Here is a 15,011-nt window from a genome sequence, read left to right as displayed (position 1 = left end):
GCCTGATCGAATAAAGTTCCCCACTGGCTGCTATTTGTTCAGTGGTGCGTGATGCGTGTCACGATTAAAGTGTCTACTGGGGAGTAGACTTGTGTGACAATTCACCCCGCCCGGGCTTTACTGGGTGGGGTAGGGTCTGTGCCCGGCAAGCATGGACACGGTTGTGAAGAATATTTAAAACAAAAACCATACGGTTAACTCGGCACTTATCTAGTGGCAATCCAACAGGCGAAGGTATTCGTTGAAGACCTGCAGCGAGGCATGTTTGTGTCTCGCCTGGATCGTCCGTGGACGCGCACCCCGTTTGCGTTACAGGGTTTCTATATCCGCGACCTGGAAGAGATCCGCCAATTGCAGAAGTACTGCCGATTTGTGTATGTGGACGTGATCAAAACTGTGGGTGATGTGGGTGTCAAGCTGCGTCAGATAACCCGGGCCGCTGCCGAATCCACGGCAAAAGATCCCCTCAACAAAGGTGTTCCTCGTCGTATACCGGTCGCCATCAACTGCAAGCCGGTCCAGGTTCGCCATAACAGCTATGCCGCCCCCGAGTCGGTGCGCAAAGAGGCGCCCAAAGCACGGCAGCTGCACCAGCGTATTATCGAAGGAATGCATCAGGTGATGGTGCAGTTACAATCCAATCAGCCGCTGCCGACGGCCCAGGTGAATCAAACTGTCTCGCGAATGGTCGACAGTGTGTTGCGCAGCCCGGATGCTTTCTCCTGGCTGGCGCGGGTGCGCGAGAAAGACGAACAGACCTACAGCCACTCGGTACGCGCCAGTGTGTGGGCGGTGGTATTTGGCCGGCATATCGGTTTGCGGCGGCAGGAATTGGTACAGCTGGGAGTTGCCACCCTGCTGAAGGACGTGGGTAAACTTTACCTGGCAGATGCGGTGTTGAAGGCTGAAAAACGGGATCCGCGTGCGGAGCTGGAATACCGGAAGTTTGTCGATTACAGCGTAAAGTTGCTCTCCAGTGACCCGAATATCGACCGCAATGTGTTGACCATCGTTCAGTGCCATAAAGAACAGTACGACGGTAGTGGCTACCCGAAGGGTTTGCGAGGGGGGCAAATCCCGGTGCTGGCCCGTATGTGCGGCATCGTGACTTTCTACGATGAAGCCACCAATCCCCGCGGAGCCGAATTCCCCGTACCCCCTTCCAAGGCGGTGGCGCAGCTTTACGATCTGCGTAATTCGGCTTTCCAGGAGCAGTTGGTGGTGGAATTTATCCAGTCTATCGGCCTCTACCCGACGGGCACACAGGTGGAACTGTCCACCGGTGAGATCGCTGTGGTGGTGGAGCAGAGTCACCAGCGCCGTTTGAAACCCAAGGTAATGCTGGTGACTGACGCGCAGAAAAAGTTGCTCCCCAAGCCGAGCCTGTTCGATATGGCCGCGGACGACGATCGCAAGTTGGCGCGGGTGAAAAAGGGTAAAAAATCCCTTGCCGAGGCGGGGCTGATTACCATCGTTCAGGATATGGATCCCAGCCGTTACCCGGCGATCGATGTAGCGCGGATACGCGATCAATATCTGTACGAACAACGTCTACCAGCATTTGTTGCGCGTTTTCTGCCAGCACGTCTGTCCGGCTGATATCTTATCTCGATCTATTTTTTTGCTGTGCGGTCAGTGGAGCGGCAAGTGTCAGCAGGCTTGCCAGCAGCACAATAAGCGCAAGCGATAGCGCCACACCCATCACATTTACTCCCCGATCCAGCATCATTCCGATCAGCAGCGGCGAAGCTGCCGTTGAAAACACCATGCTCGCCTGCGAAACCGACCGAATTGCCCCCAGATGCGTGCTGCCATAGCGCTCAGGCCACAGTGCACTGCCGGCGGTACCCGTACCCGCCTGGGCGATGCCAATCAGGGCCAGGTAAACATATGGCACCCATGGGGCATCACTGAATGCCAGCAGCACCAGTGCGGTAATCATTGGTATCAGCGCAATAGGCAAGCTGCGCTGTGCACCAAAGCGATCAACCAGGTTGCCTGCGAAAAACAGCGCAAGCAGGTGTCCTGCCGCATAGCCCCCAAAGGCACCGGCCAAAACCGACATTGACCAGTCCCGCTCATCGGCAATGGCACCCTGGTGAAACAGCACAGCGGTCACCACAAACGGCGTCATCAGCGCGGCGGGAAGCAAGTAATAAAACCCGCGATCGCGAAGTACCTGCGCGCGGGTGTAGTCGCCTTCACTTTCCGAAGTTGCCTGCGATGATTGCGGGCTATTCTCTCCGGCATTGCCGGCAAGCCAGAGCAGCAAAGGTAGAGTTGCGAGCAGCAACAGTCCCGCAGACAGTAGCCATACACTGCGCCAACCACTGTGCTGGATGATCAACGAGCCACTGGTCGGCAGTAGAGCCTCGGCAATGGGGAACCCCAGCGCGGCCAGTGCAATCACCTTGCCGCGATTGGCGGTGAAGTACCGCCCCGCGGTAGTCATTCCCATATGGGTCATAAATCCCTGGCCGGCGAAACGCAGCAGGAAAAATCCCGGTAGCAGCATCCATGCGGATTGCGCGAATGCCAGTACCAGGCAGCCTCCACACAATAGTAAAACACCGAGCGCTGCCACTCGCCTGAGAGGCCAGCGATCCACTAGTGTTCCTGCACCCAATAATACGAAGGCTGATAACAGAGTGGCGCCACTGTAGCTGGCGCCGTACCAGCTATTGCTCAGGCTGAATTCTTCCCGCAGTGCGCCGCCAAAAATCGCGATAAAAAATGTCTGACCGAAGCCGGAGGCGGCGACGGCAAGCAAAGCGAAAAACGCGAGTTTTGGGTTGCTGCGGATAAAGGCGGGAACTGGAGGCATGGACACTTGCGAATGTGTTGGTGGTACGCGTGATCGACGTTATGTGGGGGTGCCGCTACCGGGTAGGTGTTTGCGAGACACGCCGTGAACCCATCCATGGGGGCTCTTCTAAAACGTCCCTGTTTTAGAAGGTCTCGCAAACACCTACCCGGTATCGACACCTTAGCGCTGGCTTATGCTCTTCGCGTCGGGGATTGGGGACGCGAATGTCCCTTAAGTAAGGTCTCCAAAATGCTCGCCCATTTTCACCGGTGTTTCCGCGGCGAGTTCTTCAAGCCAATTTACCTTGTCGGCACCAAATAGCAGCACCACGGTAGAGCCGAGTTTGAAGCGACCCATTTCCTCGCCTTTTTTCAACGCGATGGGTTTCTGTTCGTCGTAGCGGGTGGTGCGGATCTGGCGTTTGATCGGCGCAACCTGTCCCGCCCAGACGGTTTCGATGGCGGCGACGATCATGGCGCCGACGAGGACCATGGCCATGGGGCCGGCGGCGGTGTTGAAGATACACACGAGACGTTCATTGCGGGCGAACAGGCGCGGGACATTTTCTGCAGTGGTGGTGTTTACCGAAAAGAGTTCGCCGGGGACGTAGATCATGCGCTGCAGTACGCCATCTAAAGGCATATGCACGCGGTGGTAGTCTTTTGGTGACAGGTAAACGGTTGCGAATTTGCCGCCGGTAAATTGTGCGGCCACTTCGGGGTCGCCGCCCACCAGTTCGAGCAGGCTGTAGTTCTGGCCTTTGGCCTGGAAGATTCTGCCATTGTGAATTTCGCCCAGCTGGCTGATGGCGCCATCGGCGCAGCCGGCGATGGTGTTTTCACCTTCGACGATGGGGCGGGCGCCGTCTTTTAGCGCGCGGGTGAAGAAGTCGTTGAAGCAGGTGTAGGCGGTGTAGTCTTCTTCGAGTGCTTCACTCATGTCGACTTGGTATTTTTCCACAAACCATTTGGTGAATGGGTTTTTGATACCGCCGATGCGGGTTTCTGCGAGCCAGCCAGCCGCGCGCGAGAGCAGGTGCTGGGGGGTGATGTATTGCAGGAAGATAAACAGTTTCGGGTGCATTTGGGTTTGGTGGTCCCGTTTATTTGAGTTTGGTGCCAGGCCCTTTGGGAGCTCTGGATATGTCGTGTGGCGGTCAGGCACCTGCCCTTCGCATCTAATCGTTTTACTTCGTTAGAAGGTATAAATCCGTCATTCCCGCGAAAGCGGGAATCCAGTGAACAGTGGCACTGAATCAACTCTCAACCGGCGTATCCGGTAAATTACCCCACTCACTCCAAGACCCAGGGTAGGCCTTGATCGGAAAGCCGAGTGATTTCCCCACCAGCCAGGTAAACGCCGAGCGGTGGTGACTCTGGCAGTGGGTGGCAATTTCTTTCTCACCATTGATGCCGAGTGCGGAGAGAAATTCTTTCGCATCGGTGCGAATACGCAAATCCCGCTGCGGGTCCATCAACTGCGTCCATTCACAATTAATCGCGCCCGGAATATGCCCGCCGCGCATGGCGACGATACGCTCGCCGGTATATTCCGCCGGTGAACGTGCATCCCAGACTTGCAGATCGTTTCGATTCAGGCGCTGCTGAATCTGTTCCGCGTCGATCATCGGCGCATCGTCGGCGATCTGAACGTTAATGTTACTGGGCGTGATAGTTGCGTCTTCGGTGGTCAGCGGCAGGCCGGCATTTTTCCACGCGATCATGCCGCCGTTGAGGTAACTGTACTTCTTGTGGCCGATCACTTCGAGGGTCCACAGCAATCGCCCAGCCCAGCCGCCGCCTTCGTCGTCGCAGGCGACGATGTGGGTTTCCGGGGAGAGACCGATGGCGCGCATGACTTCGGTGAGGCGCTCTACCGAGGGCAGTTTGCCCGGCGCGGGCGGGGTGCCGGCCATGAGGGCCTGGAACGGGAGGCCGATGGCGCCGGGGATGTGGCCGGCGTGGTAGTTGGCTGGGGCGCTCAGGTCGATTACGCGGATTTCCTCGTATTCGAGGAGGGGGGCCAGTTGCTCCGGTTCCAGGATCAGGGGGATTTGGCTCACTGGGGGTTCCTAATGTTCTGTGGCGGTTGCTTATTCACTTTCCAGGCTGTTGCGCAGGTGCAGGAAGCTGTCCATACGCCGCTGGCTGATGTCGCCACGCTCCAAGGCTTGCTGGATGGCGCAGCCGGGTTCGCCCTGGTGGTTGCAGTCGCGGAAGCGGCAGTGGCCGATAAACGGGCGGAATTCCACGTAGCCTTCCAGAAGCTCCTGTTCGCTCATGTGCCAGATGCCGAACTCGCGGATACCGGGGGAGTCTATCAGATCGCCGCCGCTGGGCAGATGAAACAGTTCCGCGGCGGTGGTGGTGTGGGTGCCTTTGCCGGTGGCTTCCGAAAGTGCGCCGGTGCGAGCGTCGGTGCCCGGTAGCAGGCCATTGATCAGGGAGGACTTGCCGACGCCGGATTGACCGACAAATACGCTGGTGCCCTGAGCGAGGGTTTCCAGTAGTCCGTCCAGGCCTTCGCCGGTCTTTGTGGATAACTCCAGTACTGGATAGCCCAAGTCGGGATAGGGGGCGAGCAGTTCCTCGAGCGCTGCACGATTGCTGTCGTCGATCAAGTCGATTTTGTTCAACAACAGCAGCGGCTGGATGCCGGTGGTTTCCGCGGCCACCAGGTAGCGATCGATGGCGTTGGCGAAGGGCTCGGGGTAGGGGGCGATAACGATCAGGATGCGGTCGATATTGGCGGCGACGGTCTTCATGTCACCGTAGCGGTCCGGGCGCTGCAGCTCGGAATGGCGCGGCAGGCGCGCGCCGACGACACCGAGGCCGCCGGTGGATTCGCCGGTGGCGGGGTTCCACGCGACCTTATCGCCGGTGACCAGTGTGTCGATATTGGCGCGAATATGGCAGCGCTGTCGCAACTCGCTGTCGGCATCGCTCTCTACAAGTACTTGGCTGCCGTAATTGGCGATGACCAGCCCGGTTTGCTCTGGCCCCAGGTCGCCCTCTTCGGCGGCCTGGTCGAGATTCTCTTCCCGTTTGCGCGCGCGAGCCTCCCGCTCCTGCTGGATTTTGGCGATACGCCACTGCTGGCGGCGGTTGAGTTTGCGCTTGCTCATGAGGGTTCGGTTTGTGGAAAGCGGCGGATTATAACTTGCATCGATAGGTGGTTGCGGTACCTTCCCCGCTATCCTCACTTTTACTCGTCATTCAAATGGCATTTCACCGCGAACAGCGGCTGTTAAGGAGACTATTGTGGATCAGAATAATCTGATCTGGATCGATCTGGAAATGACCGGCCTCGATCCCGAGAAGGAGCGCATCATCGAGATCGCGACGGTGGTGACGGATTCCCGCCTGAATGTGCTGGCGGAGGGGCCGGTAATGGCGATCCACCAGAGCGACGCGCTGCTGAATGCGATGGATGACTGGAATACGGAACAGCACGGCGGTTCTGGGCTGGTGGCTCGGGTGAAGGAGTCTAAGATCAGTGAGCACCAGGCGGAGCGGGAGACGATTGAGTTTCTCGGCCAGTGGGTGCCGGAGGGCGCCTCACCTATGTGTGGCAACTCCATCGGCCAGGATCGTCGTTTCCTGGTGAAATACATGCCGTTGCTGGAGCGCTACTTTCACTACCGTAATCTGGATGTGAGCTCGGTCAAGGAGTTGGCTCGGCGTTGGCGCCCGGATGTGCTGGATGGGGTGAAGAAGACTTCATCGCATCTGGCGCTGGATGATATTCACGATTCGATTAATGAGCTTAAGCACTATCGTGAGCACTTTTTTCGTATGAGTTGAGGTTTGGTGGTTTCTTAGTGCTCTGTTTTTGCTTTGGTGGCGGCGGAGCGCCGGGGATCTGTTTTCAAAACCGCTGCAAGTACATCCATGTAAGCTGCGTCGGCGACGTCCCTGTCGCCGACGCTTTTGAAAACAGATCCCCGTCACTCCACCTGCAATTCAAGTTTTTAGCTCAGTAAGCTTTTACGGAATCCCGCGCCGATATTCCTTGCGAAGCTTTGCAGCGAGATATGAAGGACAGGTGCCGGGGGCGGGGTTTCAGGAGCGTCGCAAACAGGATGTTTGCGCCGCAGCGCCCAGGGATGGGTTCACAGCGGTCCTGAAACCCCGCCCCCGGTGCCTGGCCGCCACCAAAGCAAAAACAGAGCACCCAATACCACCGAACCAGAAAGTTACTAAGAAGCCCGTTTGATCTTCCGTTTTCGCCGCCGCCCACTACGCAGGCGCTCCAAGGCCCACTCAATGTGTTCTGCGACCAGCGGCGTTGCAGATTCAATCGAACTCTCCAAAACCTCGAAAATCTCCGGCGCCGGATCGGCATTGCCCAAAGCAACGGCCAGATTCCGTTGCCAGCGCTCAAACCCGATCCGCCGAATCGCCGAACCTTCCGTTTTCTTTAGGAATTCTTCCTCGGTCCAGCGGAATAAATGCACAAGCGCACCGCTATCCAGCCCGTGTCGGGGGTGAAAATCCTGTTCGCTGGTGGGGGTGGCGAACTTGTTCCAGGGGCAGATGATCTGGCAGTCATCACAGCCGAACACCCGGTTGCCCATGGCCTCGCGGAATTCTTCCGGGATCGGGCCCTTGTTCTCAATGGTCAGGTAAGAAATACAACGGCGCGCATCCAGGGTGTAGGCATCGACAAAGGCATCGGTGGGGCAGACTTTCAGGCAGGCGGTACACTCGCCACATTGATTGGGCTGCTCGCTCACATCCACCGGCAGTGGCAGATTGGTGTAGATTTCACCGAGGAAAAACCAGCTGCCCGCCTGGCTGTTGATCACCATACAGTTCTTGCCAATCCAGCCAAGCCCCGCCTTTTCCGCCAGTGCGCGCTCCATCACCGGCGCGCTGTCGGTAAAGGCGCGACCCTTCGATGCGATACCGCGCTCCTCGCAATAGCGGTCAATCTGTTGCGCCAGTTGCGCGAGGCGCTTGCGAATCAATTTGTGGTAATCGCGGCCGTTGGCGTAGCGGGAGACGTACGCCTTGTTCGAGTCTTTCAGTACCTGCACCGGCTGGGTATCCGGTGGTAAATAGTCCAGGCGTGCGCTGATCACCCGAATAGTGCCTTCTTCCAGCAGCTCCGGTCGCCAGCGCTTTTCCCCGTGGGTGCCCATCCACTCCATATCTCCCTGATAACCCGCATCCAGCCACGCCTGCAGGCGCTCGCCGTGCCGGGTCAATTCACAGTCGGTGATGCCCACCTGCTGAAAACCCAGTTCCCGCCCCCACTGGCGGATCTGCCCGACGAGATCGGCCATGGCTTCTTGGGAAGACTGTGAGTGGTCGGGATTGGTCATGGAGTGGTGCTTGTGCCGGGGTAATGTGAAATTGGCGGGGCCGCGTGCGGCGGTTCCGGGGTTGAGGCGGTATAATTGCCGGTATTTTGCCACAGTTTAAAATTTGACCACAGTCGGAAGCAGTACGGATTTATGGATAGCCAAAACTCTATCACCGCGGAAGGTGCGCGCGCGCAGAAACCCTCGCAGAAGTTAGCGCAGAAACTCTACAGCGCCGCGGCCGTGCGCCAGCTGGATCAGTTGGTGATCAGCCAGCAGCAGATCCCCGCTATTGCGCTGATGAAACGCGCCGGTCGCGCGGCCTTCGATTGCCTGCGCAGCCGCTGGCCGGAGGTGAGCGCGATTCAGGTGTTCTGTGGCGGTGGCAATAACGGTGGCGATGGCTATGTGATTGCCGGGCTGGCCGCCCAGCGTCAGATTCCGGTCACGGTGTTTGTGGGGGTGCCCGCGGACAAGCTCAAGGGCGAGGCCCTGGAAGCCTACGGATTTGCCGAGCGCGAGGGCGCGAAATTGGTGAACAGCCTGAATGAAATGCCCGCAGCGGAGAAAAACACCGTGTTGGTGGATGCCCTGCTGGGCACCGGTTTCAGCGGCGCGCTGCGCGCACCCATGGACGCGGCGGTTGCACATATCAATGGCTCCGGTGCGCCGGTGCTGGCGGTGGATCTGCCTTCCGGCCTGAATGCGGACAGCGGATTTGTCGAAAGTGACGATTGTGCGGTGCATGCGGACGCCACCGTTACCTTTATCGGCCGCAAGGCGGGCCTGTTCCTGGGGCGCGGCCCGGCGCTGACCGGAGAGGTGGTTTTTGAAGGCCTGGGTGCGGCCGCAGAGATTTATTCACAGGTGCCGTCCCTGCTCACTCGCCACACGGGCGAGAGCCTGAAGCGGCTGCCCGCGCGTGCGGTGGACAGTTACAAGAATCAGTTCGGCCATGTAATGATCGTCGGTGGCGACCACGGTTTTGGTGGCGCGGCGATGATGGCGGCGGAGGCGGCCGCTCGCGCTGGCAGTGGCCTCATCTCTCTGGCCACGCGTCCGGAACATGTAATGGCGTCGCTGACCCGCCGCCCGGAGGTGATGGCACACCCGGTAGTGTCCGGACAGGAGCTGGAGCCACTGCTGGAAACCCCGGATGTGATCGCCGTGGGCCCGGGCCTCGGTCAATCCCCGTGGAGCGAGCAGCTGCTGGCCCGCGCCGGTCGCGCCAAAGCTGCGCTGGTAGTGGACGCCGATGCACTGAATATCCTCGCCGGTGGCCGCGTGCTCGCCGGTGTCAAGCGCGATGACTGGGTGTTGACCCCGCATATTGGCGAGGCCGCGCGATTGTTGGGTATTTCCAATGCCGAGGTCAGTGCTGACCCGGTGGCGGCAGCGGGTGCGATTCAGGAAAAATTCAGCGGTGTGGTGATATTAAAAGGCGCAGGCACCGTGATTGCCCACGCCGATGGGATGGATGTGATCAACACCGGTAACCCGGGCATGGCATCCGGTGGTATGGGTGATTTGCTCACCGGGGTGATCGCCTCACTGATTGGCCAGGGTATGGATTTGCCGGCAGCGGCGCGTCTTGGTGTCTGGTTGCACGGCGAAGCTGGCAACCGCGCTGCAGCGGATGGCCTGCGCGGATTGCTGGCCACAGACCTGTTGCCGCATATTCGCGCCCTCGTCGATTGAGGGGGCGGCAGTGAACAACCAGCCTGTGGAAACAACACTGTACCTGGCCGACGAGGCGGCTACCGTCGCCGCCGGTGAGGCGCTGGGGCAGGCGTGCCTGGATACCGGTATGGCCGATGGCCTGGTATTTTTTCTCGGTGGCCAGCTGGGCGCTGGAAAAACCACCTTCAGCCGCGGTGTATTGCGTGCATTTGGGCATCGCGGCGCGGTAAAGAGCCCCACCTATACGCTGGTGGAACCCTACGAGTTTTCCACAGAGCGGGTGTATCACTTCGACCTGTACCGTCTGGGCGATGCGGAAGAACTGGAATACATGGGGGTGCGGGATTATTTCGGCCCCGGTAGCCTGAGCCTGGTGGAGTGGTCGGAGCGAGGTGCGGGCGTGTTGCCGGCGCCGGATCTGCAGATTGAGATTCGGCTGCAGGACACGGGTCGCGCGCTAAAATTGATTGCAGTCAGTGAGGCCGGTGTCTCGGTGCTGAGCAAGGCGGTGTTTGCAGAGAGCTGATCGCTGCACCAGGACTGAAACCAGGTCAGAATAAAACCGAAAGCGTGCAGACGATTTACAGGGCAATAAAAATGATCGGAGCAGGGTTGCCGGTGGGACACAAGCAGTATCTATTTTTATTCTCGCTGCTGGCGATGCTGGTTGTAATACCGGCAGTCGGCGCGGAAGTCGAGGGGGTACGCCTGTGGCGCGCCCCGGATCACACCCGCTTGGTGTTCGACCTGGACGGACCGGCGGAACACAAGCTGTTCACTTTACAGAACCCGGACCGGGTGGTTATTGACGTGAGTGGCGCCACGCTTTCTGCTGCTGTGGATAACTTACCGCTGACCGATACTCCTATTGCCGGCGTGCGCCACGCCACCAAAAACAAACGCGACCTGCGCGTGGTGCTGGATCTCAAACAGCCGGTCAACCCCCGCAGCTTTGCCCTGCGCCGCCACGAGGCCCTGCCTGACCGCCTGGTAATCGACCTGCACGATCGCGACAAGGTGGAAGAGAAAACCATCGAGCAGGTACAGGTCAGCGGCCAGAAAGACATCGTCATCGCCATCGATGCCGGTCACGGCGGCGAAGACCCCGGCGCCCTCGGTCCAGGTGGATTGCGGGAAAAAGATGTGGTGCTGGCGATCTCCAAATATCTGCAGAAATCCATCGACAGTAATCCGGGCTTTTCCGCCAAGCTGGTACGTACCGGTGACTACTACATTCCCCTGCGCGACCGCGTGAAAAAGGGCCGCCAGTTGCGCGCCGACCTGTTTGTTTCCATCCACGCGGATGCGTTCACGCGCAAAGACGCCCGCGGTGCCGGTGTCTATGCGGTCTCTTCCCGCGGCGCCACCAGTGAAACCGCGCGCTTCCTGGCTCAGCGGGAAAATGAGTCAGACCTGATTGGTGGTGCGGGCGACCTGAGCCTGAGCGACAAGGACGATACCCTGGCCGGGGTGCTGCTGGATCTGGCAATGACCGCGACGATGAACGCGAGCCTGGATATCGGCACCAGTGTATTGAGTTCGTTGGGCAGTTTTACGCATCTGCACAAGAAGAAGGTGGAGCAGGCGAACTTCTCGGTACTGCGCAACCCGGATGTACCGTCGATTTTGGTGGAGACCGGCTTTATCACCAACCCCCAGGAAGCCCGTCGCCTGCGTGACCCGATGTTCCAGCGACGCATGGCGGAGAAGCTCAGCGAAGGTATCGTAGCCCACTTCACCTCCCGCCCACCGGCAGGCAGTTGGCTGGCGGCGAATGCCAGCCGTATCGATCGCAAGCACACCATTGCCCGAGGTGATACCCTGTCTGGCATTGCTGCTCGTTACAACATTTCCGTTGCAGATCTGAAGAAGGCCAATGGCATGCAGACTTCGATGATTCGGGTGGGGCAGACTTTGACTATCCCTTCGGGTTGAGCACCGTGGTCCCGGCCTGCAGTAGCTTGGCTTTAAAGGTCCTCCGGAGGCGCCAAAACACTGGGTATGGGTTTTCAAAACCGCTGTGAATACGTCCATGTACGCTGCGTCGGCGACGTCCCTGTCGCCGACGCTTTTGAAAACCCATCCCCAGCATTTTGGCTTCGCATATGCCCCGCAGGTAGCTTCATCCTTCCGCTAACGAAGTAGTGAGATTCGAATTTAGCGGGAGTGCCGGGGTGTTGTTTTTGGAAGCGTCGCAAACAGGATGTTTGCGCCGCAGCGCCCAGGGATGGGTTCACAGGGGGGCGCCTAGCTCGGTTCCAAAAACAACACCCCGGTGCTCCGGCGCCACAAACTCCAATAGAACCCCGAAGAATGTGGCAAAGGGGTTAGCCGAAACACCAAGATCCAATGCCAGAAAATATCCAATTACTTTCCCCAAGACTTGCTAACCAGATCGCCGCCGGTGAGGTGGTGGAGCGGCCCGCGTCGGTGATTAAAGAGCTGTTGGAAAACAGCCTCGACGCCGGTGCAACACGGCTGGAAGTGGATCTGGATGCGGGGGGCACCAAGCGCATTATGGTGCGGGACAACGGCAAGGGGATTGAGAAAGACGATCTGCACCTGGCCCTGGCCCGCCACGCCACCTCGAAAATCCACGCCCTCGAAGACCTGGAAGCGGTAGCGACCCTGGGCTTCCGCGGCGAGGCCCTCGCCAGTATTTCATCCGTCGCCCGCCTCACATTGACCAGCAGCCGCGAGGAAAGCGGCAAGGGCTGGGTAGTGTCTGCAGAAGGCCGCGAGATGGAAACCCAGCTGGCGCCGGCCGCGCATCCCCGCGGAACCACGGTAGAAGTGCGGGACCTGTTTTTTAACACCCCCGCGCGGCGAAAATTTTTGCGCACGGAAAAAACCGAATTCAATCGCGTCGACGAAACCATCAAGCGCCTCGCACTCTCCCGTTTCGATGTTTCCATCAGCCTGCGCCACAACGGCAAGGGCGTGCACAACCTGCGCGGCGGGACCAGCCGTGCAGAAATGGAGCGTCGCGTTGCGCAGTTGTGTGGTCCGGCGTTTATGCAGAATGCGCTGCATATCGAAATGGAGCGCAGCGGCCTGCGCCTGTGGGGGTGGGTGGCGGAGCCGGCGTTTTCCCGCTCCCAGGCTGATCTGCAGTTTTTCTATGTGAACGGCCGCGCGATTCGCGACCGGGTGGTGAGCCATGCGGTGCGCCGGGCGTTTGCCGATGTGCTGTACCACGGTCGCCATCCGGCGTTTGTACTCTATCTCGAACTGGATCCGGCCTCGGTGGATGTGAATGTCCACCCCACCAAGCACGAGGTGCGCTTCCGCGACAGCCGTCTGGTGCACGACTTTCTGTTCGGCTCCCTGCACCGGGCGCTGGCGGATGTGCGCCCGGGGTCCCGGGAAGAGGGCGAGGAGCAGATTGTGTCGCCGCAGGTTTCCGGCGTGGCTGCGGGGGAATTTTCCGGGCAGGAGCGGATGCCGCTGTCCTCGGCGCCATCCCAGCCTGCTCCGCAAGCTGGCGGGTTTTCTGGTCAGGGGTACGCGTCGCAATCGTCACCGCAGCGGATCCAGCAACAGATGCAGGGTTACGGTGAACTGCACAAGCCGTTCGAAGGGGGTGTGCAGGAAGCGCCGGCAACTGCCCCGGCCGCAGGTGCCTGGTCGCAACAGCTGCCCGCAGAGTCCGAAAGCGAAGCGCCACCGCTGGGTTTCGCCATCGCCCAGCTCCACGGCATCTATATTCTGTCCCAGAACGAGCACGGCATGGTGGTGGTGGATATGCACGCGGCCCACGAGCGTATCGTCTACGAAAAAATGAAAACCGCACACGCCGCTGGCGGCATTCAGGCACAGCCGCTGCTGGTGCCGGTAAGTCTGGCGGTGAGCGAGCGCGAGGCGGACTGCTTTGAAGAGCGCGAGGAAGTGTTCACTTCCCTCGGTTTTGTACTGCAGCGCGCGGGCCCGGAAACCCTGATGGTGCGCCAGGTGCCTACCATGCTGCACGGTGCCCCGGTGGAACAGCTGGTGCGGGATGTGCTCAGCGACCTGTTGGCGGAAGGCAGCAGTGACCGCATCGGCAACCAGATCAACGAGATTCTCTCTACCATGGCCTGTCACGGCTCCGTGCGCGCCAACCGCAAACTGACCATTCCGGAAATGAACGGCCTGCTGCGGGATATGGAGCGCACCGAGCGCAGCGGCCAGTGCAACCACGGCCGTCCCACATGGACTCAAATCAAATTAGGGGATATGGACAAGTGGTTTATGCGAGGTCAGTAAGTTGAACGCTTCGGCTGAACGCCGCCCCCGTGCCATTTTCCTGATGGGCCCGACCGCTTCCGGCAAGACCGATCTGGCCATGGCGATCAGTGATCAATTGCCGGTGGAGTTGATCAGTGTGGATTCCGCGCTGGTGTACCAGGGGCTGGACATCGGCTCCGCCAAGCCCACGCCGGAAGAATTGACCCGTTACCCTCACCGGCTGATCGATATTTGCGATCCCGCCGAGAGCTATTCTGCGGGTCGCTTTCGCGGCGACGCGCTGGCGGCGATGGAGGAAATCAGTGGACGCGGAAAAATTCCGCTGCTGGTTGGCGGAACCATGCTCTATTTCAAGGCTCTATTGCAGGGCATGGCGGAAATGCCGGAGGCCGATCCGCAGTTTCGTGCGGAGATAGAAGCGCGCGCTGCGCGCGAGGGCTGGCCGGCGCTGCATGCGGAATTGCAGCAGGTCGATCCAGAGCTTGCCGCCGAGTTGCACCCGAATCACTCGGTGCGAATCGAGCGCGCACTGGAGGTGTATCACCTGACCGGCAAGACCATGACCCAACTGCGCGTGGAGCAGGAGCAGACCTCGCCGGTGGCGCACTTCGATGTGCAACAGCTGGCGATCGTGCCGGAGGATCGCAGTATCCTGCACCGGTGCATTGCCGAGCGCTTCGAGCGCATGCTGGAGAATGGCTTTATCGACGAGGTGAAAGCACTGCGTGCTCGCGGTGATCTGCACAAGGACCTGCCGGCGATTCGCGCGGTGGGCTACCGCCAGGTATGGGAGTACCTGGATGGCGATACCGATTACGATGAGATGGTGGCGGCGGGTGTCGCAGCCACCCGGCAGCTGGCCAAGCGTCAGTTGACCTGGTTGCGGCGCTGGCCCGACTTGAACCGGATCGGCGCCCAGGAGCCTGGCGGGAAAGTCCGCAAAATCGATGAAATGTTGCCAGAGGCCTTGAAATTTCTTGGTTGAGCAGCCAT

The 15,011-nt window shown here is 59.6% G+C and carries 12 protein-coding genes; 7 read left to right on the top strand and 5 right to left on the bottom strand.

The window, feature by feature from the left end; all coding sequences use genetic code 11:
- Positions 1–213: 213 nt before the first annotated feature.
- Entirely contained in the window at positions 214–1,599 is a 1,386-nt protein-coding gene (locus AAFH99_RS01625; protein WP_406828483.1) for an HD-GYP domain-containing protein, read from the top strand.
- 4 nt (positions 1,600–1,603) lie between these two features.
- Here the strand turns inward: AAFH99_RS01625 and AAFH99_RS01620 are convergent, their stop codons facing one another.
- The 4 genes from AAFH99_RS01620 to rsgA all read right to left on the bottom strand — a co-directional run bounded on the left by AAFH99_RS01620 (position 1,604) and on the right by rsgA (position 5,930).
- The gene (locus AAFH99_RS01620) at positions 1,604–2,824 is read right to left on the bottom strand and encodes an MFS transporter (protein ID WP_406828482.1); all 1,221 of its coding nucleotides are present in this window, start codon (positions 2,822–2,824) and stop codon (positions 1,604–1,606) included.
- A 213-nt stretch (positions 2,825–3,037) separates the two neighbouring features.
- Complete coding sequence (gene asd / locus AAFH99_RS01615; protein WP_406828481.1) at positions 3,038–3,889, bottom strand: archaetidylserine decarboxylase; 852 nt, start codon at positions 3,887–3,889, stop codon at positions 3,038–3,040.
- 172 nt (positions 3,890–4,061) lie between these two features.
- Positions 4,062–4,868, bottom strand: a complete 807-nt coding sequence (locus AAFH99_RS01610) for a sulfurtransferase (RefSeq protein ID WP_406828480.1) — start codon at positions 4,866–4,868, stop codon at positions 4,062–4,064.
- Positions 4,869–4,898: 30 nt separating this feature from the next.
- Positions 4,899–5,930 (bottom strand): small ribosomal subunit biogenesis GTPase RsgA, encoded by a 1,032-nt coding sequence (rsgA, locus tag AAFH99_RS01605; protein ID WP_043319702.1) that lies wholly within the window; start codon positions 5,928–5,930, stop codon positions 4,899–4,901.
- A gap of 136 nt (positions 5,931–6,066) precedes the next feature.
- Between rsgA and orn the strand changes: the two genes are divergently transcribed.
- Positions 6,067–6,609, top strand: coding sequence for an oligoribonuclease (orn, locus tag AAFH99_RS01600; RefSeq protein WP_197023837.1), 543 nt, complete (start codon positions 6,067–6,069; stop codon positions 6,607–6,609).
- Between the two features lie 395 nt (positions 6,610–7,004).
- On the opposite strand, the gene queG is transcribed toward orn, so the two are convergent.
- Positions 7,005–8,132 (bottom strand): tRNA epoxyqueuosine(34) reductase QueG, encoded by a 1,128-nt coding sequence (gene queG, locus AAFH99_RS01595; RefSeq protein WP_051687236.1) that lies wholly within the window; start codon positions 8,130–8,132, stop codon positions 7,005–7,007.
- Positions 8,133–8,264: 132 nt separating this feature from the next.
- On the opposite strand from queG, the gene AAFH99_RS01590 reads away from it, so the two are divergent.
- The 5 genes from AAFH99_RS01590 to miaA all read left to right on the top strand — a co-directional run bounded on the left by AAFH99_RS01590 (position 8,265) and on the right by miaA (position 15,003).
- Positions 8,265–9,809, top strand: a complete 1,545-nt coding sequence (locus AAFH99_RS01590; RefSeq protein ID WP_406828479.1) for an NAD(P)H-hydrate dehydratase — start codon at positions 8,265–8,267, stop codon at positions 9,807–9,809.
- A gap of 10 nt (positions 9,810–9,819) precedes the next feature.
- Positions 9,820–10,317 (top strand): tRNA (adenosine(37)-N6)-threonylcarbamoyltransferase complex ATPase subunit type 1 TsaE, encoded by a 498-nt coding sequence (gene tsaE / locus AAFH99_RS01585; RefSeq protein WP_406828478.1) that lies wholly within the window; start codon positions 9,820–9,822, stop codon positions 10,315–10,317.
- Positions 10,318–10,388: 71 nt separating this feature from the next.
- Positions 10,389–11,726: an N-acetylmuramoyl-L-alanine amidase gene (locus AAFH99_RS01580; protein ID WP_043319699.1), complete on the top strand. Its 1,338-nt coding sequence runs from the start codon at positions 10,389–10,391 to the stop codon at positions 11,724–11,726.
- A gap of 414 nt (positions 11,727–12,140) precedes the next feature.
- Positions 12,141–14,036 (top strand): DNA mismatch repair endonuclease MutL, encoded by a 1,896-nt coding sequence (gene mutL / locus AAFH99_RS01575; protein ID WP_406828477.1) that lies wholly within the window; start codon positions 12,141–12,143, stop codon positions 14,034–14,036.
- Between the two features lie 43 nt (positions 14,037–14,079).
- Positions 14,080–15,003 (top strand): tRNA (adenosine(37)-N6)-dimethylallyltransferase MiaA, encoded by a 924-nt coding sequence (miaA, locus tag AAFH99_RS01570; protein ID WP_406829159.1) that lies wholly within the window; start codon positions 14,080–14,082, stop codon positions 15,001–15,003.
- Positions 15,004–15,011: the final 8 nt, after the last annotated feature.

Origin of the sequence: Microbulbifer sp. ARAS458-1 (assembly GCF_045348205.1) — a bacterium.
Classification (GTDB): domain Bacteria; phylum Pseudomonadota; class Gammaproteobacteria; order Pseudomonadales; family Cellvibrionaceae; genus Microbulbifer.
This window is presented reverse-complemented; position numbering and strand designations above follow the sequence as displayed.